This is a genomic window from Niveispirillum sp. CC-CTL257 (genome assembly GCF_059489915.1).
This window is the reverse complement of record NZ_JCAJXE010000003.1, coordinates 387792-410728: the sequence shown is the minus strand read 5'-3', so window position 1 is coordinate 410728 and position 22937 is coordinate 387792. Positions and strand designations below refer to the sequence as shown.

Below are 22937 nucleotides of genomic sequence, written 5' to 3'. Positions count from 1 at the left end.
GGCCGGATCAGGGAACGGACAGGACGAACTGTCCGTTGGCGGCCAGCAGGGCCAGATAAAGGGCCATCAGCACGACACCGCCAGCCAGCAAAGTCCGTATCACCGGACTGACATGCGCCCGCCCGCGCCACAGGGCCGGAACGGACAGGGTCAGCAGCAGCGCCGACAGCCAGGGCAGCAGGAAGGCGGGCCGCAGGCCCAGATAGCCGAAGCCGTAAAGCAGGTCCCATTGCGAAGCACCAGCCAGAACCAGCCCTATCCAGAGCGGGAAGGCAAGGATGCCCAGGGCCGATAGCCCCAACGCCGCGATACCAGGCCGCAACACGGCGCGGCGGAAAAGCAAAGCCAGCGCCAGCACAAGCGTCGCAAGGGCCGCGCCCAATCCCACCAGCAGCAGCGGCAGCTTCACGCCCGCCTGCCGGTACCAGGGCTGTGGCAGGGCCGACAGGTTGTAACCGGCAATGTCCAGATGGATGGATGACACTGCACCCGCTGCATCGCGGATCACCGACAAGGTGGGGCCAACGCGCCGCCCCTCATCCCCCGGCAACAGGCTGTAGCGGTCGGGGGCGGTTTCAATGAAACGGGGGGCAGTGCCGCCATAGAGACCCGGCATCGCGACGGTCAGAACCCCATCCGCTGCCGCCGTCAACCGGAACTCGCTCAACATCGACAGCATCAGCAACGGATCAGGATTGGTGAAGCGGAAATCCTGATAGATGCCGGCAATGGCAGCCGCGTGCCGCGCCGCATCCGGCAGCGGGACCGGAACAGGTGCTGGATCGGGCAGATAAGTATCCAGGAAGGCAGAAAGGAAGTCGCCGGTCAGGAAGCCCGCATCGCCGGTGATGGCCAGGAAATAGCCAAAGCCCTTTTCCGGGAACAGGCGCAGGTCGGCGGACAGGCCGCGCTGCCCGCCGGAATGGCCGACAACCAAGGTGCCGCCCGCCATCTGCCGTTGCCAGATCAAGCCCAGCGAGGTGCCGATATCGGGATTGCCACCCTGCCGCCGCAGCAACTCCGTAAAGCCGGCGGCAGGTATCAGTGCTGTATCCCGCCCCGCCGCTCCCTCCAGATAGGCAGCCATATAGCGGGCCATGTCGGCAGCACTGGCCTGCATCCCCGCCGCGCCGATATTCAGCATATATTCGGTCCGCACAGGTATCAGTTTTCCGTCCGAACCCGGTTCATAGGTGCGCGCCGAAATGGCGGCGGGATCGGGGGCGGCTGCCGCCCCCGGAAGGTTGAAGCGGCTATTGTCCATGCCCAGGGGCGACAGGATGCGGTCACGCAGCAGGGCGGCATGGTTGCGCCCCGTCACCTGCTCCAGAACGCCGGACGCAAGGGCCGTGCCGAAATTGCTGTAGGAATGAACCTGCCCCGGCGGCAACAGCGGAGCCGGTTGCCGGTCGGACAGATAGGTCTTCAACGGCAGAAGGCTGTCAGTATCCCAGGCGGAACTGCCGATCATCCGGTCAGGCATGCCTGACGCATGGGTCAGCAGATCGCGCAGCGTTATCGCCCGACCCTGTCCCTGGCGCAGGGGAAAGGACAAATGCTGTTGCACAGGGTCATCCAACCCCAGACGCCCCTCCGCCACCAACTGCGCAACCGCTGTGGCCGTAAACGTCTTGGTGATGGAGGCCAGCGGGAACATGGTATGATCCAGATCCACAGGCACCTTTGCCTCCAGATCCGCCATACCATGGGCACGGGCATGGAAAACCTGCCCATCCTTCACCGCGATCAGCACCGCACCCGCCACGGGGCGGTCCGCCAGCTTAGCAAACAAAGCCTTTTCAGCGAATGCCGCAAAGGCAGCCGGATGATCGGGCATGTCGGCCAATGCCGGTGACCATGACATACCCGTCAGCAGCAGGACGGCCCCCGTGATCGAACGCAGCAAAGCCATGACCCCTCCCCACACTTCATTTCATACACCGATGGCACCATAAAATGATATTGTTTTCAAGTTCAGTTTTTGGCATTGTCAGTGAAAGTGATAGACGGAGCTGCATCCATGCGCATCCTGATCATCGGGGCGGGCGTCATTGGCGTCACCAGTGCCCATTATCTGCATAAGGCAGGGCATGAGGTCGGCATCCTTGATGCAGCACCCGCCGTTGCCGAAGGGGCCAGCCACGCCAATGCCGGGCAGATCAGTTGGGGTTATGCCAGCCCCTGGGCGGCACCCGGCATCCCCTTGAAGGCGCTGCGCTGGATGTTCAGCGCGCATCCGCCGTTGCTGATCCATGGCTCCACCGACTGGCGGCAATGGCGCTGGCTGGGCTGGATGCTGCGCAACTGCACCGCCGGCCGCTATCGCCGCAACAAGACTTGGATGCTGTCGCTGGCGCGTTACAGCCAGCAGGCCCTCGCCGCCCTGCGCGCGGAAACGGGCCTGCGCTATGATGACGGGCAGCGCGGTACGCTGCAATTGTTCCGCGCGCAGAAGGCCATGGACGCCTCGGCCGCCGACAGCCATGTGCTGACCGCACTGAACGTCCCGCATGCCCTGTTGACGCCGCATGAATGTGTGGAACGGGAACCGGGACTGGCGCACATGGTGGACCGGCTGGCCGGCGGCCTGCTGATGCCGGGGGATGAGACGGGGGATTGCCGCCTGTTCACCCAGGGGCTGAGCGACCGGTTGCGGCAGGATGGCGTCGCCCAGCATCTGAATACCAGCGTGACGCAGATCGTGCGCGAGGGAGATCGGGTCACCGGCGCGATGGCGGGCGGGCGCTTTCATGCCGCCGATGCCGTGGTGATCGCCGCCGGCCACGAAACGGTCCGGCTGCTGCGACCGTTGGGGCTGGATCTGCCGGTGCTGCCCGTAAAGGGTTATTCGGCCACTGTGCCCATCGTGGAAGCCGACCGTGCGCCGGTTTCTACCTTGCTGGATGATCATCATAAGATCGCCGTCACCCGCCTGGGTGACCGTATCCGGGCCGCCGGCATTGCGGAACTGGCGGGGCCGGATCACCGGCTGACCCCGGCACGCTGCAACACGGTGCGTCATGTGATTGCCGACCTGTTCCCCGGTGCTGCCGATATGGCGGCGATCCAGTTCTGGACGGGCCTGCGCCCCATGACGCCCAATGGTGTGCCGATGGTCGGGGAAAGCGGCGTAAAAGGCCTTTACCTTAACACCGGCCACGGCACCCTGGGCTGGACCATGGCGTGCGGGTCGGGCCGGCTGCTGGCCGATATCATGGACGGGCATGTCACCGATATTGATGCCGCCCCCTATGCCTGGCCCCGCCCCTTCGCCGAATGAAAGACTCTGTGATGCGTGCAGACCATCCCCTTCGCGATATTCCGCACCGGCTGTCGCTGGCGCTGGCCGACCTGTATCGGCAGGGTACCATCGGGGCAGCGCTGGGACTCGCCGTGCCGGGCCGCGCGCCGCTGTTGATGGCAGCGGGCTATGCCGATATCGCCCGGACGCAGGCCGTCACGACCGGCCACCAGTTCTGCATCGGCAGCCAGAGCAAGAGCTTCACCGCCGTCACGGCCCTGTCGCTGGTCAAGGCCGGATTGCTGGACCTGGACCGGCCCATCGCAGACTACGCCGCCGAGCTTCGCCACGGGGGCGAGGTGACGATGCGGCAATTGCTGACCCATCGGTCGGGCCTTGGCAATGGTCATGCCCTGCTGACCCCGCCCAAACGGCTGCCGGATCGGGAGGTCGGGTTCGATGAGCTTGAAACCCTGTCCCTGGCCGATGGCCGGCATTTCCCGGTGGGCGAGCGGTTCGAATATAACAACTACGGCTACGCCCTGGCCGCCCATGTCATGGCGCGCGCCACGGGAACGGCCTATGGCGATTTGCTGCGGGATCGAGTCCTCGGCCCCCTGGGCCTGAACCGCACGCGGCTGGGCCGTCGCCCGGCGGGCAGCCCGGCGACACCGATAGCGTCGGGCTGGTACCGGCCCGACCCCACCCTGGATTTCGCTGACATGGCCGATGGCGGCGACCTCTATTGGGCCGGCGCCTCAGGGGCAATGGTGTCTGACCTGAGTGACCTGCTGCGCTGGTATCAAAGCCTGCGGGACGGAAGCGCCGGCGGCATCGGCCTTGCCGACTGTCTGACGACACGAGTTGCCGATCCCAACCAAGGCATGCGCACAGCCTATGCGCTGGGCCTGGAATGCCGAATGTTCGGGGGTGTACCCTGTTGGGGCCATGGCGGGCGGGTGTTGGGCTATCTGTCGGCGGGCTTTATCGAGCCAGAAAGCGGCATCGTGGTGGTGCTGCTGACCAATCTTGCGGAAACCGGGGCCGCCGACCTGACGGCCACAATGATGCTGATCCAGTCGGTGGCATCGCTGGCCCTGCATGCCGGCCTGGATATGGTGGAGTGATCGCAATGAGCCTGCTGCCGCCCGACATTCCTGTTCTGCCCCGGCTGGGCGACTATCTGGGACACTACGCCCATCACACGCCCGACAGCGATGCCGCCGTTCTGAACGGCCATCGCCTGTCCTATGCCACCCTGCATGCGGAAGTGACGGCGGCGCAGCGGGCATTGCTGGCGCTGGGGGTGAGGCCGGGGGACCGGGTGGCGATGCTGGCCCCGCCCTGCCCCGCCTTCTGGACCCTGTTCCTGGCGACCTGCGGCATTGGTGGCATCTGGACGGGTCTGAACCCCAAATACCGCACGGCGGAATTCCGCCATGTGCTGACCGATGCGCAACCGTCGCTGGTCATCACGGTCCCCGGCTTCGGCGGACGCGATTATCCGGCGGAACTGTCGGAACTGGCACAGGAGGTGCCGTCAATCCGCGCAGTTCTGGAGGTACAGGGCGACAATCTGCACCCCCAGCATCTGGCCATGGGTGAGAGCCTGTCCCCTGCCCTGCTGGCCGCCGCGCGTGAATTGGTCACCGCCGACAGCCCGGCCCTAATCGTCTATACATCCGGTTCGACGGGCAAGCCGAAGGGGGCGGTGCTGCGTCAGCGCGGGCTGGTCGATTGTTCCCTGATCCAGGGCGACCATTTCGGTGGGCCCGGCATGCGCATGCTGAACAACCTGCCCATCAACCATATTGGCAGCGTCGGCGATGTGTCATGCGCCACCCTGGTGCAGGGTGGGGCCATCATCTTCATGGAAAGTTTCGACCCCGCCGGCACCGTCCGCGTGCTGGCCGCCGAACGGGTCAGTGTGTGGGGCCAGATCCCCACCATGTTCCAGCTGGTAATCGATGACCCGACCTTCGCCACTGCTGACCTGTCGCATCTGCGCGACATCGTCTGGTCAGGGGCGGCGGCACCAGAGGCGCTGGTGCGCCGGCTGGCGACGCTGGGCAAGCGGCTGATCACTGGCTTCGGGATGACGGAAACGACGGGCAATATCACCTTCACCCGTCCCGACGCAGACATCACGGCCCTGGCCGGCAGCATCGGTTGGCCCGACCCGCGCTATGACATCCGGCTGGCGGATGCTGACGGCAATCCCGTGTCCGACGGATCAGCGGGCGAAATCCAGGTGCGGGGCGGCTGGATCATGCAAGGCTATTTCAACCGGCCAGAGGCCACCGCCGAAAGTTTCACCCCAGATGGCTGGATGCGAACCGGCGATCTGGCAGAGATCGTGCCGGACCTGGGCTGGCGCATCGTCGGCCGGTTGAAGGAGATGTTCAAATCCGGCGGCTATAATGTTTACCCGCGTGAGGTGGAACAGGTGATCGAAACCCACCCCGCCGTGGAACTGGCCGCCGTGGTCGGCGTGCCCGACCCGCTTTACCGCGAAGTGGGATATGCCTTCATTCAGCCGCGCGCCGGGCACCCGTTTCTGGACACAGCGGAACTGGCCGCCCATTGCCGGGCCAACCTTGCCAATTACAAGGTGCCCAAGCGTTTCATCCTCACCGAGTCCCTGCCCCTGCTGCCCATCGGTAAGCTGGACAAGCAGGCGTTGAAGGCACAGGCGGCGACCATGGCGACAGGACCGACGGGGGGATAACCCCCCTCCTCGTCGCATCGGCCGCAACAGCTCTTGCCTTAAAAGTGAAATTGTGTTCGATTTCTAAAATACCGCAGAAAGGGCCGGGACCACCGGCATCACCAGTCAGAACAAGGGGGTTTCAATGGTACGGGGAAGCAAACGGGTACGGCTGGCATGCGCCTCTATCCTGGTCCTGACGGCGGCGACCGCCGTGCAGGCGCAGGAAGAGATCGTGCTGGAGGAGATCATTGTCACGGCACAGCGGCGCATCGAGAATCCGATGGATGTGCCCTTGTCCATCACGGCCATTTCCGGCGACGCGCTGGAACGGGCCGGTGTGGGCACCGTGGATCAGGCCATGCGCCTGATCCCCAACGTCTCGCTGGACAACAATAATTCTCTGCGCTCGGGCCGCATCTCCATCCGTGGCATCACCTCGGATGTGAATAATCTGGGCACCGAGGGCAGCGTCTCCGTCTCTGTCGACGGCGTTTACCAGGGCCGGGCAACCACCCTGAACAGCGACCTGATCGACCTGGAACGGGTCGAGGTGCTGCGCGGGCCGCAGGGCACGCTCTACGGCAAAAACACAACCGGCGGCGCCATCAATATCATCACCAAGCGCCCCGCGAAGGAGCCGGAGGCCGTGGCCGATATCCGCTTCGGCAATCACGACGCCCAACGCTACCGCGCCACCGTTTCAGCACCGTTGGGAGAGGCGTTCGCGTTCCGTGCGTCTGCCGCCGTCACACGCCGCGACGGGTTGCTGACCAACAGCTTCCAGGGTCGCAAGGTCAACGACATCGACAATGAAACCGCGCGCCTGACGTTGGAGGCCCGTCCGTCGGAAACGGTGACCATCCGCCTGTCCGCCGATGGCAGCCGTGATGACGGCACGGGTGACAGCAAGTCGGTCCTGACGCTGGGCGGCACGGTCGGCGGCTTCGCGCAGGCCGTGGGCGTGCCCCTGACGGTGCCGCCTTTGTTCGACCGCACCACCGCCTTTGATGCCCCCAACAATGAGAACCGCCGCGTCTGGGGCACCGCCGCCACCATCGATTGGGACACGGGCGAGGATACGGTCACCTCTATCACCGCCCTGCGCGGCTTCACCTTCGACAATCAGAGCGACAATGATTTCACGCCCCTGTCGCTGGTTCAGTCGGGCCTGCGGGAGAAGCAGCATCAGGTCAGCCAGGAACTGCGCTACGTCGCGGCACAGCGGGACAATTTCCGTTACACGGCTGGGCTCTACTATTTCCATCAGATCCTGAAGGGCAATCAGGTCGCCACCGTCGGCCCGCATTTCTCAACATTGACCGGCGTGCTGACGGGTGGGGCGCTGGTGGTGCCGGCGGGGTCTGTGGCCCCTGCCTTTGTGCGGACCGAAACTGACAGCTATGCCGCCTATGCGGAGGGCACCTATGACGTGTCGGCGCAGTTCAGCCTGACGGCGGGTCTGCGCTACAGCCATGAAACCAAGGATGTCCGCCACGACCAGTCGAAGGTGAACCCGCTGTTCGTGCCGCTGGGCTTCCCGCCGCCCATCCCGGTCTTCACCGCCGGGCTGACGGAGAACAACCTCTCACCCAAGCTGACGGCGCAATACAAGTTCAATGACGACACGATGGCCTATGCCACGGTCAGCCGGGGCTTCAAGGGCGGCGGGTTCAGTACGGGCCTGATCAACAACGCCGCCGATACCGAGTTCAAGTCGGAAAAAGCCACGAATTACGAGCTGGGCCTGAAATCCACACTGATCCCGCGCCGCCTGAACGCCACGCTGACGGGCTTCTATCTCGATTACAGCGACCTGCAGGTCTCCACCTTCGTCACCAACCGCTTCATCGTCTCCAACGCCGCCAGCGCCACCAGCAAGGGCGTGGAACTGGAGCTGGAATTCAAGGCGACGGAGGAACTGCTGTTGCAGGCATCCGCCGGCTATTTGGATGCCAGCTACGATGATTTCGCCAACGCCCCCTGCCCCGCCGGCAGTGCGGCACGCACCTGCGACCTTTCGGGCAAGCGCATGCTGCGCGCACCGGAATGGACCACCACCCTGACTGCCGATTATGAGCGGGAGGTGACGGCGGGCATCACCGGCTATTTCCGGGCCGACTACACGTATAAATCCGGGCAGTTCTTCACCCTGGAACAGGACCCGGACCTGTCGCAGTCGGGTTATGGCCTGGTCGGTGGCAAGGCGGGGCTGCGCTTCAACGACGGTGCCTATGAACTGTCGGTCTATGCGCAGAACCTGTTCAACCGCCACTACATCAATGGCGGTGGCACGGGCATTCCGTTCTCCGACACCAAGGGCGTGACCCTGGGCGACCCGCGTCTGCTGGGCGTCGAATTCAAGGCGCGCTTCTGATGAAGACGGTCGGCCCGCCCACCCCGTATCTGGTCGTTGACCGTCCGGTGCTGGATCGCAATCTGGAAAGGATGCGGTCCATCGCCGCCCGGCATGGCGTGCAGTTGCGCCCGCACATGAAGACCACGAAGTCGGTGGAGATCGCGCTTGCCGCCCATGGCGGGCAGGCCGGCCCCATCACCGTTTCCACGCTGCGTGAGGCCCGGTATTTTGCCGATGCCGGGTTCAGCGACATTCTTTACGCCATCACCGCCACCCCGGCGCGCGTGGCGGAAATCGCGGCGCTGCGCGCGGCCACGGGGGCGCAGGTCACCATCCTGGCCGAGGACGCCACCGTGGCGGCGGCGGTGGGGGCGGCGGCGCAGGCTCACGGGCTGCGGCTGCCGGTTCTGATCGATATTGATTGCGGCTATGGCCGATCGGGCATTCGCCCGGACGACCCACAGCTGCCGGTGCTGGGCCGTCTGCTCCATGATAATCCAGGCCTGACCCTGGCCGGGGTCATGACCCATGCCGGCCAAGCCTATGGTTGCCGCGATGCCGACGCCGTCCGCCGTGTCGCACGGCAGGAGGTGGCGGCCACGGTGGCCGCCGCCGCCCTGCTGCGTGAGATGGGCCTGCCCGTGCCCACCGTCAGCATCGGATCGACGCCCACAGCCCTGGTGGCGGAGGACCTCACCGGCGTTACCGAAATCCGCCCCGGCAATTATCAATTCCTGGATCTGACCCAGGCCGCCATCGGCGTCTGCGGTCCCGGCGACATTGCCTTGCGCGTGGTGGCGGAGGTGTTGAGCCACCATCCCGGCGGCCATGCCCTTGTCGATGCCGGCGCGCTGGCCCTGTCAAAGGACACAGGTGCCGCCGGCCATTACGGGGTTATCGCCCGCATCGGCAACGCCGTTGCTCCACCCGGCCTGTTCATCGCCAAGGTGGCGCAGGAACAAGGCTATCTCCGTGGCCCGCACGGGCTGGATCTTGCCCGGCTGCTGCCCGTGGGTACGCGGGTGGAGATTCTGCCCAACCATGCCTGCATGACGGCAGCCGCGCATGATTTCTACCACATCCGCTCCGACAGCCCCGCGCCGGACATCTGGCGGCGCGTCAATGGCTGGCACTGAACAATAAGGATAAGGGAATGACCACCACCACGCGTCCCAATATGGACGAATTATCGACCCTGATTGGCGCAGAGCTGGGTGTGTCCCGCTGGATCACGCTGGGTCAGGAGGATAACGACCTGTTCGCCCGCGCCACCCGCGATCCAGACCCACTGCATATCGATCCCGATTGGGCACGACGCGAAGGTCCGTTCGGGGGCACCATTATCTTCGGGTTTCTGACATTGGGCATGCTGACCCATCTGGCCAATGATATCGGCCTGCCACGTGGATCGAAATATCAGTTGAATTACGGATTGAACCGGGTGCGCTTTGTCTCCCCGGTGCATGTCGGATCACGCGTCCGGCTGCGCATGGCGCTGGCGGAGGTGCGTGACCATAATCTGGGCCTGCTGATCACCAATAACTGCACCATCGAGATCGAGGGTAGCGATCAGCCCGCCATTGTCGCGGAATGGCTGGGCGTCCTGGTGCGGGAGGATTGAGGGCGGCACCGCCGTTCCCTCCCCTTCATTCTGGCAAATAAAAATCCGCCCGGCGTACTGGATACGCCGGGCGGCTTCTACTTCGAGGCGTCAGGGCTTCGCGGGCGCAAGCCGCAGGAACCGAGCGGGGGTGACCGTTCCTGGTGCCGGCTGCATCCCCTGCACACGGGTGGAGACCAGGAGCTTGCGGGACACCTGCAAAAGCGGGATCACTGGGGCGTCCGCCATCGCCAGGCTTTCTGCTTCCGCCAGCTTGTCATACATGCGGGAAAGGTCGGGCTGTTCACGCGCAACCTCCAGCAGCTTGCTAAAGGTGGGATTGCGGTAACCCGGCCCGAAACCGCTACGGTCGCCATCCAGCAGGTCCAGATAGGTCACCGGCTGGTCGGAGTTCCAGCCATTCAGGGCCAGATCGGTGTAATCGCGCGCCCGCAGATGCGCCACGACCGACTTCGTCTCCTCATTATGCAGGGTAACGGTAAGGCCCAGCTTCTGTTTCAGCATGGCCGCGACGGCGATATTGATCTGCCGGAACCGGTCGCCCGTGGGATGCAGGATCTCAATCGACAGGGGCTTGTCTGCACCATACCCCGCTTCTGCCAGCAATTGCCGCGCCTTGGCGTCGCGGTCGGCCTGGGACAGGCTGGCCCAGGGCAAGGGACGCGGCGCATAGCCGGGGATGCCGGTCGGCACGAAGGCGAAAAGCGGCGTCTCACCGCTCCGCAGCACCTTCTGCGAAATCATCTCCCGGTCGATGGCCAGACTGATCGCCTGACGCAGCTTCACCTGCGTCGCCCAGGGCTCCCGCGACAGGTTGGGGCTGAGATAAAGGACACCGGCGCTGGGATAGACCATCAGCGCGTCACCCCATTCCGCCTTGATGGCATCCAGCTGCCCCGGCGGAACTGACACTGTCATATGCAGGTCGCCGGTACGGAACCGCTTCAGTTCCGTCTGCTGATCCTCCGTGACGTGATATTCCACGATCTCCGTGGGGACGGAAGCGGCATCCCAGAAATAAGGGTTCTTGCGCAGCCGCACCAGCGATTGCGGTTCCCGCGCCGCCGCCATATAGGCACCATTGGAAACGGGCATCGCCCGGTCATCCGCCCCCTTGTTCAGGGTGGAGCGATGAACGGGGCACAGCATGGCCTGGGGCAGATAGGCCGTGAAATCCGCCTGGCGGTGGGCCATCTGCACGACCAGGGTATTGGCGTCCACCGCCTTGACACCCAGGGTCGCCGGATCGGCCTTGCCCGTGATAATGGCCTGCGCATTCGCCAGATTGAACAGCTTGTCCGCCTGCGGTGCCGCCGTGGCGGGCGTCACCAGCCGACGCCACGCGGCCACAAAATCGTCAGCGGTCACGGGGCTTCCATCCGACCAGCGCGCATCCGGCCGCAGCTTAAACGTATAGGTCAGGCCGTCATTGGACAGGGTCCAGCCTGTCGCGACACCGGGAATGGACTCCCCCCGAGCGCCATAGGCCAACAACCCCTCGCAGATATCGTTGGCGATCCGCATTTCGAACACAGTGGAGGCCTTCTGCCAATCCAGCGTCGAGATATCGGGCCCATTGCCAAGTTTCAGGGCCTCCGCCCCCGCCGCCGCAGGAGCCACCAGGCCCAGAGCCGCCAGCATCGCCAAAGTCACAACGCGCATTTTCCCCTCCGCCCTCCGTTTCGCCGGGACCGCTTCGCCTTCATGACACAGGTCCGGTCGACAGCCCTTATTGACACACCAACGCGGTCAATGTTTCAATAGTGAAGTTGCTTTCAATTTCATAAAAACAATGGAGGTCTTCATGTGGTTCAGGTCCCCGGGTCGTCGTACAGCCCTGGTCAGCCTTCTGGGATTGTTGCAGGGCATTGCCGGGGCCGCCCACGCCCAGGATGCGGGTGGCGAGATCATTCTGGAGGAGATCATCGTCACGGCCCGCAAGCGGATGGAGAATATCCAGGACACCCCGGTCTCCGTCACCGCCTTCACCGCGGCGTCCATGGAACGGTTGGGGATCGAGGATATCGCCGACGTGGCCAAGCGCACGCCGGGCCTGCAATATGGCGATTTCGGCGATATCAAACTCTCCCCCACCACGCTGCGCGGGGTGATCGGCGGTGCGGGTTCCGCCGGCTCCGATCCTGCCGTCGGCTATTACGTGGATGAGGTGTTTGTGGGTCAGGGGGCCGGTGCCAACCTGGACCTGTATGACATCGAACGGGTGGAAGTGCTGCGTGGTCCCCAGGGCACCCTGTTCGGACGCAATACCATCGGCGGCGTCATCAGCCTGACCACGAAACGGCCGACACAGTACCCGGAAGCATCATTCCAGGCGCAATATGGCAATTATGATTTCCTGCGCCTCGCTACATCCGTTTCCGGTGGCGTAGCCGAGACCGTAGCCGCCAAACTGTCGGTGATCCGCGAACGGCGCGACGGCACCATGCGGAACGATTTCCTGGATCGCGACGCCAACACCCAAGGCTCGCTCAGCCTGCGCGGACAGGTGGCGGCCGCACTGGGGCCGGAGACCGACCTGCTGCTGACCGGTGAATATCGCAATGTCGATCAGCGGCCCCTGGCCTATGAGACGTTGCGGTACAATAACGCCACCACGCTGCCCAATGTCATCGACCTGTTCGGCCATCCGCGAAACACCGACCCGGACGACCGCCACGTCTTCCTGGATGACGCCAACAAGGAGACGCTGGACGCCTATGGCCTGTCGGCGCGGCTGGAGACCAGCTTCGACGATCTGGACCTGACCAGCATCACCTCCTACCGCTGGCATGATTATTACAGCCGGGCCGATACCGACCGGTCGCCCGTGCAGTTCCTTTATGATGGCGATCCCGAAAAGGTGGACCGCTTCTCCGAGGAATTGCGCCTGGGTCGCCAGGGGGAAACGTTCGATTGGATGACGGGCCTCTATTATTATCGGCAGGTCGCCCGCAACCAGAGCTTTGTCGAGGTCGGGTCTGATCTGGCCACCCTGCTGGAAGCGCCGGAATTGGCCGGACTGGTCACGGGGTCGGATGCGAAAATGAAGACCACCAGCCTGGCCGGCTTCGCCAGCCTGACCTGGAAAGCCAGCACGGCATTCGATGTTACGGGCGGCGCCCGTCTGACGCGGGACAAGAAGACCATCAACTATGCCCAGAATGATCCGATCGACCTGCTGGGCGGCACCTCGTCCCTGCAGGGTTCGGACAACTGGACCCGCCTGACGCCCACCCTCAACGCCCGTTACCGGTTTAATGACGATGTCATGGGTTATGCCACCGTCAGTTCCGGCTTCAAGAGCGGCGGCTATAACGACGCGCTGGGCGACGCTGATGGCATCGCGTTTGGGCCGGAAACGCTGTGGAACTACGAACTGGGTCTGAAATCCGACCTGTTCGACCGCCGCGTCACGGCCAACATCGCCCTGTTCTACATGGACTGGAAGGATATCCAGATCACACAGGACGACCCCCGCACCCCGCTTTACGATCCGGTGATCAGCAATGCCGGTGCCGCCCATTCCAAGGGGATTGAGCTGGAGGTGAATGCACGGCCGGTGCAGCCGCTATGGATCGGCTTCAACGCCTCCCTTCAACAGGCGGAATTTGATGAAGGCACGATCCCGGCCCGGCCCCCGGCCCAGCCGATCCGCCTGAACAAGGTTCCGCAGACGCCACGCTATACGGCCAGCCTGTTCGCCGAATATACCATGCCCCTGACGGGCCTGGGCGATCTGTCCTTCCTGGGCGAGGTGGTGGCCCGCGGCACCTCTTATCTGACCTTGGATAATCAGGCCGACGGCCGCGTGGGCGCGCACCGGCTGGTCAACGCCCGGATCACCCTGGCAGCAGATAGTGACTGGCGACTGGCCCTGTGGGGCAAGAACCTGACAGATACCGACTATCACACCCGCCTGTTCGACCTCTACAATACGGACGAGGTCGGGCAGAAGCTGGTGATGCTGGGCGATCCCCGGACCTATGGCATCGAACTGCGGGTGGATTTCTGATGAGCGGGCCGTTGCGCAACGCGGTCATCGCCGGTGCGACCAGCGGCATCGCCCTTCTGGGCGCCGCCGCCCCCTCTCTGGCCGCCGGGCAAAGACCCGACGGCTGGAGCGATCAATCCTATTACCTGCCCATGCAGGATGGGGTTCGGTTGGCGCTCAGCCTGTATTTCCCCGATGGCAGGCCGCCAGCGGAGAAATCGCCGGTCCTGCTGGTTCAGACCCGCTATGGACGGGCCGGCGTCTATCTCTCCAACCCCGACTATGCCCGCTGGCGAAAGTCAGGCTATGTCGTCGCCATCATCGACACGCGCGGGTCCACCGCCTCCTTCGGGACGCGTAAGGTGGATATCGGGCCGGATGAACAGGCCGATATGGCGGCGATCATCGCCCATCTGGCCAGCCAGCCCTGGTCCAGCGGCGAGGTCTTCACCCATGGCGTCTCCTACATGGCTGACACGTCGGACTGGTCGACGGCCAGCCCCGCCCCGGCCCTGACGGGCGCGCTGCCCCGCCAGACGGATTTCGACGCCTATCTGCATCTGTTCATGCCAGGTGGCGTGTCCAACGACTGGTTCCTGACCGAATGGGGCGGCTTCACGCAGCGTATCGATATGGGTCGCGCTGGGCGGGAGGATTTCGACTGTGTGGTGCGGCCTGCCGATTGCCCAAAACTGTTCCCCGCCCTGCAACCCGTCGATGGGGATGATGATTACCAGTTGATGCGGCAGGCGGTGACCGGGCGGGAGCGCTGGGCACCCGGTGACTATATGGACGCGTCGTTCAGGGACGATCCGGGATTGAACGGCCACAGTCTGTTCAATTCCTCCCCCGCCTCGGCCCTGTCCTCCATCCGGGCGCAGCGCAAGCCCGTGCAATATTGGGGGTCCTGGGTCGATGGCGGCACGGCGGAGGCGGCACTGGCCCGTTTCCGCTCTGCCCCGGAAGTACCGATGGAGGTCTGGATCACCGCCAACAGCCATCAACATGATGTCGGTGCCGATCCTCTCTTTCCCGATCAGCGGGACCCCATGCCCACTGTCGAGGCGCAGTTTGCCCACAATCTGGCCTTTACGGAGAAGGTCCGAACCGGGTCCGCGCCGCCGCGCATCATCCATTATTACGTGATGGGCGCGCGCCGGTTCCGTGACAGCAATGTCTGGCCGCCGGCGGGCACAAAGGTGCATTCCTTTCACCTGTCGCCCGACGGGATATTGTCCGCAGGACCGGCAGCAACGGGCAGCGTCGCCCATAAGGTGGATTTCACGGCCACCACGGGCGATGCCACCCGCTGGTCGACGCAGTTCGGCACCCCGCCCGCCTATCCTGACCGGCGGGCGGAGGATGCGAAACTGCGGGTTTTCGACAGTCCGGCATTCGAGACGGACATGGAACTGGCCGGCACGCCGACCGTCACGCTGCACACCAGCAGCGCCACCGAAGACCCGGCCTTCTTCGCCTATCTTGAAGATGTGGCCCCCGATGGCCGCGTCACCTATCTGACGGAAGGCATGCTGCGCGCCATCCATCGCCGGCCGGCGGACCCCACGACCCTGCCCTATGACCAGGGACCCGCCCCCCATTCCTTCCGGCGGGCCGATGCCATGCCCGTGGTCCCTGGGCAGGTGATGGAGGTACGCTTCGCCCTGTTCCCCGTGGCGGCCCTGCTGAAACGCGGACACAGGCTGCGTCTGGCCATCACGGGTGGAGATGCCAAGGTCTTCCGCCGCCATTCCGGGGGCAAGGACGAGGTTTTCACCATCCAGACCGGGCCGGGCACACCCAGCCGGGTCGAGGTCGATCTTCGCCCCTGGCGGGACTAGACCGGTTTGTTTGAGACTGGAATCGCTTCTTCGTTCGTCATCCCGGCGAAAGCCGGGATGACGAACGAAGAAGCGATTCCGATCAGCGTGTATTCACTCTAGCAGCGCCGGATCAGAACCATCGATCCGGCCAGCAAGGCCGGCGATGCGATGGCCATGAACAGGCAAGCGCCTGTGACCTGGGCCTCTCCCGCTGCTTGCAGGGCGAGGCCCAGGAGCATGGGGCCGCTGGCCAGTCCCAGTTTCTCCAGGGCCGTCCAGACACCGGTGAAGACGCCGACATTGTCGCCACCTTCTTCCCGCGTCAGGCCCGCCAGCAGGGTGAAGGGCAGCACCTGCAGGGCCGCGAAAGCCACACCGCACAGGGCCAGCAGCCCCAGCAACAGGTTCCAGCCCAGGCCCGACAGGCCCGCGATGCCCAGAAGGCAGAGAAGCAGAGCATAAAGCCCCGCTCCAAGCGCAGCAGACGGCCCCTCCCCCCAGCGCCGCCCCAGCAGCGCCCAGGCGGGCGTCGCCAGGACCGTGGCTCCCAGCATGACGCCCATCGCCGCGCCAATCGCCGCTTCCCCCTGCCCGGACAGCCGGGCCGCGAGATAGGGCAGCGCCGCCGTAGCGCCGCTGGCCGCCGCCATTTGCAGCAGATAGGAAGACGCAAGCGCGCGGAACCGCCGGCTGGCCCAGGCACGCCCCAGGGAGCCGGCCAGGGACAGGCCGGACCCGCCCGCGACCGATGCAACACCCTTCAAACCCAGCAAGGGCAGGAGCATGGTGACCAGACAGAAGCCGCCCATCATCAGCGCCATGGCGGCATACCCTTTCGGGCCGCCATCAAAACTGGCCACCAGCACGGGTGCCAGGGCGGCCCCGGCCAGTACCCCCGTCAGGGAAAAAATCATACGCGCCGCAACCAGCCGCGACCGCCGGTCGGCATCCGCCTCCATCATCGCCGGCAAACCCACATAGGGCACGGCGAACAACCCGTTGCAGCAAGTCAGCGCCAGATAGAAGCCGGCCACCCAGACAAAGGCACCCGTGATCGGTGGCTGGAACAGGCCGGCGAAACACAAGGAGGTGCCGATGGCGCCGGTCAACAGGAAGAAGCGTCGCCGTCCCGTGCGGTCCACCCAAAGCCCCACCAGCGGGTCCCAGACAATGGCCCAGCCCTTGGCCAGCAAGAGCGCCAGACCGATCAGTCCCGGGGCCAGACCCAGCGTCTGCGTGCAATAGTAAAGCAGCAGCACAGCCGGCACGGTCGACAGCACGCCCGTCCCCAGCGAACCCGCCGCATAGGCCAAGACCGTTGCCCGCGCTGGCCCGCTGTTCCCCGTCCCGTTCATGATCATGCCTTCCCGTGCCCGCCACAGCGGGTACAATCCAATATCTTGCAAAAGATGAATTTGAATATTATTTCACTTATTGTCAACCAACCCGGAGCGAAAGCCATGCGCGTCTTCATCTGTGCCGATATCGAGGGGGTGGCCGGCGTCGTGACGCGCCAGCAGACGGCCATCAGCGGCTTCGAATATCAACAGGCGCGCGGATGGATGACGGGTGAGGTCATCGCCGCCTGCGAGGGCGCCATGGAGGCCGGGGCCACAGAGATCGTCATCGCCGACAGCCATGGCGAGGCGCAGAACCTGCTGCTGGATGCCCTGCCCGACCATGTGCAGGTCGTGCGATCCTGGCCGCGCCCGCTGGGCATGATGCAGGGGATCGAGACGGGCCCGTTCGCCGCCTGCCTGATGATCGGCCAGCATACGGGCGTGCATCAGGCAGAAGGGGTTCTGGCCCATACTTTCGCGGGCCTGACCATTGCCGGATTACGGGTGAATGGACAGGCGGCGTCGGAAATTGTTGTGAACAGTATCATCGCCGGCCATTTCGGGGTGCCCGTCACCCTGGTGACAGGCGACGACGCCACCTGCGCCCATGCCACGGATGTCCTGGGGCCGGCGGTCCGGACGGCCACCACGAAGTTTGCGCACGGCCGCCTGTCGGCGCGCACCCTAATGCCGGCAGAGGCGCGGCGGCGTATCAGGGCTGCCGCCGCCGATGCGGTCCGCGCCGGGGCCACGTCAAGGCCGCTGCTGGTGGATACGCCACTGACGGTGGAAGTGCAGTTCAAGAACCACTGGAACGCGGAACTGCTGGCCTATCTGCCCTGCTTCCACCGGCTGGACGCGGTCACCGTCGGTTTTACGGCGGAAGACGCGCCTTCCCTGGCCCGCATCCTGAAATTCATGACCAGTTACACACCGTCGCCCTGATTTCAGCCCTGGGCCTTCAGATCGGCCATGCCCGCGAACTCCCCCATCAGGTCGGCAGGCGGGTTGGCCAGGAAGACGGTACGGTACCAGAGGATGGACAGGAAGCGGGCGATGCGATCCGGGTCCAGCCCGCCCTCGGCCAGTTCCGGCAATGGCTGGACATAAAGATCGAACAGGGCGCGATCCACCATGCCGCCCAGCGTATGGGCCAGGGCCGCATGGATCGCCGGATCGACGCCGGCATCGGCAAAGCGTCGCTGGGTGTTGGCCGCCACGCGCCGGCTCCAGGCGGCGCTGACCTCCTGATAGAAGGCGGCAAAACGCGGTTCGGAATCCTCCAACTGCAACAGGCTGCGCATGATGCCGGGACGTTCGGCATATTGCCGGGCCAGCACGGCGGTGGCGCGCATCAGCGGATCAAAACCGTCCGCGCTGCGCTGCCGCCCTTCCTGCGTCATGGATTGGCGCAGTTGTTCCATCATGTCGGTCACCGCTTCCTGCAGCACCTCCATGGCCAGGCTCTCAAGGTCGGGATAGTAATGGTACAGCAGCGAGATGGGGACATCCGCCTCCTGTGCGACATCGACAAGACGCAGCGCACGGTAGCCGTCACGCTCCAGCACCTGCTTGCAGGCGTCCTTTATGCGCTGCCGGCTGCGCGCACCCCGGCTGGTGGCGACAGCGCCATTTTCACCCTGCGACATTGACCGTCCGTACCCTGAACATTGCGGAAGACAGCCTAGCACCCAACCTTTCCCCTGCCTAGTTGGCCCGGCCATACCTGTTCAGGCCTGGACATTGGATTGAATGAGGTGTAAAATGAAGTTGTTTTCAATATCAATTCATGATGTGATCCCGACCGTCCCCAAGGACGCCGCCGCGATCAGAGATGGAAGCCGGTCAGGCCAGCGAAGCGGCCCATGCGATCGGCGGGCGGATCGCGGAGATAGAGTGCCCGATGCCAGAGCAGCGACACGAACAGCGCCATATCCTCCCTGTCTTCCGCAAAGACGGGTGCCAGGATTGGGCTGCGCAGGACCAGGCATTCATAAACGAAGTTATCGACCATGCTGCACAGCGCATGGGCCAGCATCAGCTGCTCCCCCTCCGTCACGCGGGCGTCCGGGAATTGCCGGGCGATGGACCGCGCCACGGCCTGGTTCCAGCGCTGCGACATGTCGCGGAACAACTGCTGGAATTCAGGCTCATCCGCACTGAAAGAGATGATGCAGCGCAGGAGGCCGGGATTGCCGGCATAAAGGCTGATAATCCGGCGGTTCTTGTCCAGGATGCGGTCGAAGGCGCTGCCGGTGCTATCGGCGGCCAGCAGGTCCTGCACCTCGTCGCGCAAACGCGTCAGCGCCGCCAGCACGATCTGCGCCTTCCCCTTGAAATAGCGATAGATGAGGCTGGAGGGCACCTCTGCCTCTGCCGCGATGTCGGCCAGCCGCAGATCCTGATAGCCGATGCGGTTGACCATGCTGGTCGCCGCATCGATCAGCCGGTCCCGCGTCTCCAGGCCCTTGCGGGTCCGGGGCAGACCCGGGTCCCGTTGCACGGCGTTGCGTCTGCGCCTCGTCGTCACGCTTCCCTCTTCCTTCCGCCTGCTGCCGCGATGGCCCCCAGGGTATCGCGCGTCAGGATAAATGAATTTGATTCCAATGTCGGTTGGAAAATGCCGGTTCAGGCATGCCACCGCTCCCCCTGTCACTGAAAATACGGAGAAAGACAAGATGTCCATCGTCGTTCTGGATCGCCACGCGGTTGAAGCCCTGTTGCCCATGTCCGAATGTATCGAGGCCGTGGCCCATGGCATGGCCCGCACGGCCCGTGGCGGCACGCGCCAGCCGCCGCGCAGCCGCCTGGACCTGCCCGTTCCGGGCAATCTGTTGTCAATGATGCCGGGCTGGATCGACGAACCCGAAGCGTTCGGCATCAAGGTGGTCAGTGTCTTCCCCGGTAATTTCGATGTCGGCCTCCCCTCCCATCGCGGTCTGGTGATGCTGTTCGAAGCGGTTCATGGTGCCCTGGTCGGCATCTTTGATGGTGGGGCCATTACCGGCATTCGCACGGCGGCCGCCAGCGCGCTCGCCACCCGCCTGCTGTCCCGACCGGAATCGAGCCGTCTTGCCGTTCTGGGCTATGGCGAGCAGGCAGAACAGCATGTCGCCGCGATGAAGGTCGTCCGCCCCATCACCCATGTCGCGGTGTGGGGTCGCTCCGCCGAAAAGGCCGCCGCCTTCAGCCAACGTATGTCGGAGAAGCACGGGATCACCGTGGAGCCGGCCAGCAGCGTGCAGGAAGCCGTGGCCACCGCTGACATCATCTGCACCACCACAGCCTCACGCGATCCCATCCTGCGGGGGGCGTGGCTGCCGGCGGGCTGCCACCTGAACGTCGTCGGCTCCAGCTTCCCGCAGAACCGGGAGATCGATGCCGAAGCCGTCGTGCGCAGCCGCTTCTATGTCGATTACAAGCCCTCGACCCTGGCACTGGCCGGGGACTATCAGGATGCCCTTGCCCAAGGCCTGATTGAAGAAAGCCACATTATCGGCGGCACGGGCGACGTGCTGGAAGGGCTGGCGCCGGGCCGCGCCAGCCCAGAGGACATCACCCTCTACAAGTCGGTGGGTATCGTGGCACAGGACCTCGTGGCAGCACAGCACCTGCTGAACAAGGCACTGAATGACCCGGCGGCGATGGCAAGCGGGCTGGTTCAGTCGATCACATTGTAAATGTCGGATCGAATACGGTCTTGCACGGAGCTTTATCACTTCAAGCGACTTTATTTGAAGCGTGAACAATAGGAGAAAATCCCGAAGTCTATCAGGCGCGACTATGCGCGCTTGATAGACTCTGGCTCCAACAATGAGATCCCGTCCCTATTGGTGGTGTCGTGCGTCCACGGCGGGCAGCACGATGATGGGATCATCGCTGACAGGAAATGTATGGGAGGATTGACTATAGGCCAATTTCTGGCTGTCGGATGAAGTGTGGTCAGTAATTGCCCCCCAGCACAAGTCAGCTGTCCGCAGTCGGAAAATTGACTTCAGGCACCCCCCGCCTGAAAGCGTCCATACCGTCCATCCATATAGACCAGGGGATTGATCGGGGTCAGATCAATAACCTCCAGCACCGCGCCGATGAAGACGCCATGGGTGCCATATTCCGTCTTCGCCACGTTGCGGCAGAAAAAGCTGGCCTGCGCGTCGGCCAGATAGGCATGACCCAGCGGTGATTGCCGCCAATCGCCAATCGTGAACCGTGCCTCCCCCTTCTCCTTGCCGGCGCACATGCTGGAAATATCGGCCTGATGGGCTGCCAGGATGTTGATACAGAAATCTGCCCCCTGCGACAGCGGCGCGAACAGGCTGGCCGTCCTGTTCACACAGATTAGCATGGAGGGCGGATCCATGCTCAGCTCGCTGACCGCAGTGGCCGTCATGGCGTGGCGCTGCCCGCCCTGCTGACACGTGATGACGACGACGGCCTTGGCCAGACTGCGCAGCCCCCTGCGCAGGGCCGCCGCCACCAGGAAGGGATCGGTGGCCGTAGCGATATCAGTAGGCATCGATTTCCCTCAGCGCCGCCGCCGCCTCCCGCCAGCTGTCCGCCCCCGCCGGCAGCCCGGCATAAAGCGTGGCATGCAGCAGAATTTCGCGGATTTCCTCCTTGGTAACGCCATTGGCGATGGCACCCTTCACATGGTTGCGCAGCTGCGCTGGCCGCGTCTGGCCCACCAGGATGGCAATGGTCAGCATGGACCGGATCTTCAGCGACAGGGCCGGTCGGCTCCAAACTTCGCCAAAGCAGATACGGGTCACGGCATCCTGCAGGGGCATGGTGAAATCATCGGCCTCAATGTGGCTTTTCATGCCTTCCGCGCCGAAAATCTGCTCCCGCAAGGCCCGGCCGCGTTCGGCGGCCTCGGTATCATGGGATGAACTCATGCTGTTTCCTCCTGATTGTCGGGCCACAGATGCGGCCCTATTGCCTTTGCGGCGGATTTCATGACCCGGGCGGCGGCGGGCGACATTGCGACCGCGCGCAGGAACCCGTGGATCATGCCCGGTGCCGTCATTACCTCCGCCTGCACGCCGGCGGCGCGCAGAAGGTCGGCATATTCATCACCCTCCGCCCGCAACGGATCATATTCCGCCCCGATCAGCACCGCCGGCGGCAGGCCGGACAGGTCGGGCGTGGATAAGGGCGGTGGGTGGCAAGGTTCCGCCTCCTGCGACTGCCGGTAAAGCCGGACGAAATCCTCCACCCGCTGCGCGCTCAATAACGGATCGCGCCCGCGCAGATAGGAGGAACGACCGGGCACCAGCGCGTAGGCCCCGTACATCAACAACTGGCACACGGGCCGCACCGGCAATCCGGCATCCCGCGCCATCATGGCTGTGACGGTGGCGAACAAGGCCCCGACACTGTCACCCGCCACCGCGATGCGCCGCGCATCGACGCCCAGCAGGGGCGCATGTGCCAAGAACCACTGGAACGCCGCGAAGCAATCCTCCTGCGCGGCACGGTAGCTGTTCTCCGGCAGGCGGCGGTACTGCACGCTGACCACGACGGCCCCCGTCTCCTCCGCCAGCGCCTGGGCCACGATGTCGAAGCTCTCGACACTGCCAAACGCGAAACCGCCGCCATGGAAGTAACAGATGCCCGGCCGCACCACGGCGCGGCCCGGATGCAGGATCGTCACCGCGACCTCCCGCCCCGGCAGCACGATAAAGCTGACATGGCGGCGCAGGGCCGGCGCTGCTGGCCGGGCAAAGGCATCGGCGCCTAAGTCGGATGACAGACGTGCAGCGGCCAGCGTTCCGCCCGGCGGCGACTGCGCCGCACGGAACGCGGCCAGATAGGCTTCCATCCCCTCCGCCAACGAAACGGGAGCATCCACCATG

General features: G+C 64.5%; 18 protein-coding genes. 10 read left to right on the top strand and 8 right to left on the bottom strand.

Annotated features, from left to right (window positions below; genetic code table 11):
• Nucleotides 1–7: 7 nt before the first annotated feature.
• Complete coding sequence (locus ABC729_RS18565) at nucleotides 8–1912, bottom strand: serine hydrolase domain-containing protein (RefSeq protein ID WP_495609091.1); 1905 nt, start codon at nucleotides 1910–1912, stop codon at nucleotides 8–10.
• A gap of 108 nt (nucleotides 1913–2020) precedes the next feature.
• Between ABC729_RS18565 and ABC729_RS18560 the strand changes: the two genes are divergently transcribed.
• The 6 genes from ABC729_RS18560 to ABC729_RS18535 all read left to right on the top strand — a co-directional run bounded on the left by ABC729_RS18560 (nucleotide 2021) and on the right by ABC729_RS18535 (nucleotide 9928).
• Nucleotides 2021–3280, top strand: coding sequence for a D-amino acid dehydrogenase (locus tag ABC729_RS18560; protein WP_495609090.1), 1260 nt, complete (start codon nucleotides 2021–2023; stop codon nucleotides 3278–3280).
• 11 nt (nucleotides 3281–3291) lie between these two features.
• The gene (locus ABC729_RS18555) at nucleotides 3292–4368 is read left to right on the top strand and encodes a serine hydrolase domain-containing protein (protein WP_495609089.1); all 1077 of its coding nucleotides are present in this window, start codon (nucleotides 3292–3294) and stop codon (nucleotides 4366–4368) included.
• 5 nt (nucleotides 4369–4373) lie between these two features.
• The gene (locus ABC729_RS18550; RefSeq protein ID WP_495609088.1) at nucleotides 4374–5969 is read left to right on the top strand and encodes a class I adenylate-forming enzyme family protein; all 1596 of its coding nucleotides are present in this window, start codon (nucleotides 4374–4376) and stop codon (nucleotides 5967–5969) included.
• 124 nt (nucleotides 5970–6093) lie between these two features.
• Entirely contained in the window at nucleotides 6094–8325 is a 2232-nt protein-coding gene (locus ABC729_RS18545) for a TonB-dependent receptor (RefSeq protein ID WP_495609087.1), read from the top strand.
• Entirely contained in the window at nucleotides 8325–9443 is a 1119-nt protein-coding gene (locus ABC729_RS18540) for an alanine racemase (protein WP_495609086.1), read from the top strand. The genes ABC729_RS18545 and ABC729_RS18540 overlap by 1 nt, the downstream gene beginning before the upstream one ends.
• Nucleotides 9444–9460: 17 nt before the next feature.
• Nucleotides 9461–9928: a MaoC family dehydratase gene (locus ABC729_RS18535; RefSeq protein ID WP_495609085.1), complete on the top strand. Its 468-nt coding sequence runs from the start codon at nucleotides 9461–9463 to the stop codon at nucleotides 9926–9928.
• A gap of 90 nt (nucleotides 9929–10018) precedes the next feature.
• On the opposite strand, the gene ABC729_RS18530 is transcribed toward ABC729_RS18535, so the two are convergent.
• Nucleotides 10019–11590, bottom strand: a complete 1572-nt coding sequence (locus ABC729_RS18530; RefSeq protein ID WP_495609084.1) for a peptide ABC transporter substrate-binding protein — start codon at nucleotides 11588–11590, stop codon at nucleotides 10019–10021.
• A gap of 142 nt (nucleotides 11591–11732) precedes the next feature.
• On the opposite strand from ABC729_RS18530, the gene ABC729_RS18525 reads away from it, so the two are divergent.
• Nucleotides 11733–13940: a TonB-dependent receptor gene (locus ABC729_RS18525; RefSeq protein ID WP_495609083.1), complete on the top strand. Its 2208-nt coding sequence runs from the start codon at nucleotides 11733–11735 to the stop codon at nucleotides 13938–13940.
• On the top strand, nucleotides 13940–15760 hold the full coding sequence (locus tag ABC729_RS18520; protein WP_495609082.1) for a CocE/NonD family hydrolase: 1821 nt from the start codon (nucleotides 13940–13942) through the stop codon (nucleotides 15758–15760). The genes ABC729_RS18525 and ABC729_RS18520 overlap by 1 nt, the downstream gene beginning before the upstream one ends.
• 98 nt (nucleotides 15761–15858) lie before the next feature.
• Here ABC729_RS18520 and ABC729_RS18515 read toward each other — a convergent pair whose 3' ends face one another.
• Nucleotides 15859–17097, bottom strand: a complete 1239-nt coding sequence (locus ABC729_RS18515) for an MFS transporter (protein WP_495609081.1) — start codon at nucleotides 17095–17097, stop codon at nucleotides 15859–15861.
• A gap of 105 nt (nucleotides 17098–17202) precedes the next feature.
• Between ABC729_RS18515 and ABC729_RS18510 the strand changes: the two genes are divergently transcribed.
• Nucleotides 17203–18027, top strand: coding sequence for a M55 family metallopeptidase (locus tag ABC729_RS18510; RefSeq protein ID WP_495609080.1), 825 nt, complete (start codon nucleotides 17203–17205; stop codon nucleotides 18025–18027).
• A 2-nt stretch (nucleotides 18028–18029) separates the two neighbouring features.
• On the opposite strand, the gene ABC729_RS18505 is transcribed toward ABC729_RS18510, so the two are convergent.
• Together ABC729_RS18505 and ABC729_RS18500 are read right to left on the bottom strand one after the other, a co-directional pair.
• Nucleotides 18030–18731, bottom strand: a complete 702-nt coding sequence (locus ABC729_RS18505; RefSeq protein WP_495609079.1) for a TetR/AcrR family transcriptional regulator — start codon at nucleotides 18729–18731, stop codon at nucleotides 18030–18032.
• A 179-nt stretch (nucleotides 18732–18910) separates the two neighbouring features.
• On the bottom strand, nucleotides 18911–19612 hold the full coding sequence (locus ABC729_RS18500; RefSeq protein WP_495609078.1) for a TetR/AcrR family transcriptional regulator: 702 nt from the start codon (nucleotides 19610–19612) through the stop codon (nucleotides 18911–18913).
• Nucleotides 19613–19760: 148 nt separating this feature from the next.
• Between ABC729_RS18500 and ABC729_RS18495 the strand changes: the two genes are divergently transcribed.
• Nucleotides 19761–20762: an ornithine cyclodeaminase family protein gene (locus tag ABC729_RS18495; protein WP_495609077.1), complete on the top strand. Its 1002-nt coding sequence runs from the start codon at nucleotides 19761–19763 to the stop codon at nucleotides 20760–20762.
• Nucleotides 20763–21076: 314 nt separating this feature from the next.
• Here the strand turns inward: ABC729_RS18495 and ABC729_RS18490 are convergent, their stop codons facing one another.
• The 3 genes from ABC729_RS18490 to ABC729_RS18480 are packed head-to-tail and all read right to left on the bottom strand — an operon-like array spanning nucleotide 21077 to nucleotide 22936.
• Nucleotides 21077–21598: a flavin reductase family protein gene (locus ABC729_RS18490; RefSeq protein ID WP_495609076.1), complete on the bottom strand. Its 522-nt coding sequence runs from the start codon at nucleotides 21596–21598 to the stop codon at nucleotides 21077–21079.
• Nucleotides 21588–21977 carry a carboxymuconolactone decarboxylase family protein gene (locus ABC729_RS18485; protein ID WP_495609075.1) on the bottom strand — a complete coding sequence of 130 codons (390 nt, stop codon included), beginning with the start codon at nucleotides 21975–21977 and terminating at the stop codon, nucleotides 21588–21590. Before ABC729_RS18485 ends, ABC729_RS18490 begins: the two co-directional genes overlap by 11 nt.
• Nucleotides 21974–22936, bottom strand: a complete 963-nt coding sequence (locus ABC729_RS18480) for an alpha/beta hydrolase (protein ID WP_495609074.1) — start codon at nucleotides 22934–22936, stop codon at nucleotides 21974–21976. The genes ABC729_RS18485 and ABC729_RS18480 overlap by 4 nt, the downstream gene beginning before the upstream one ends.
• Nucleotide 22937: the final 1 nt, after the last annotated feature.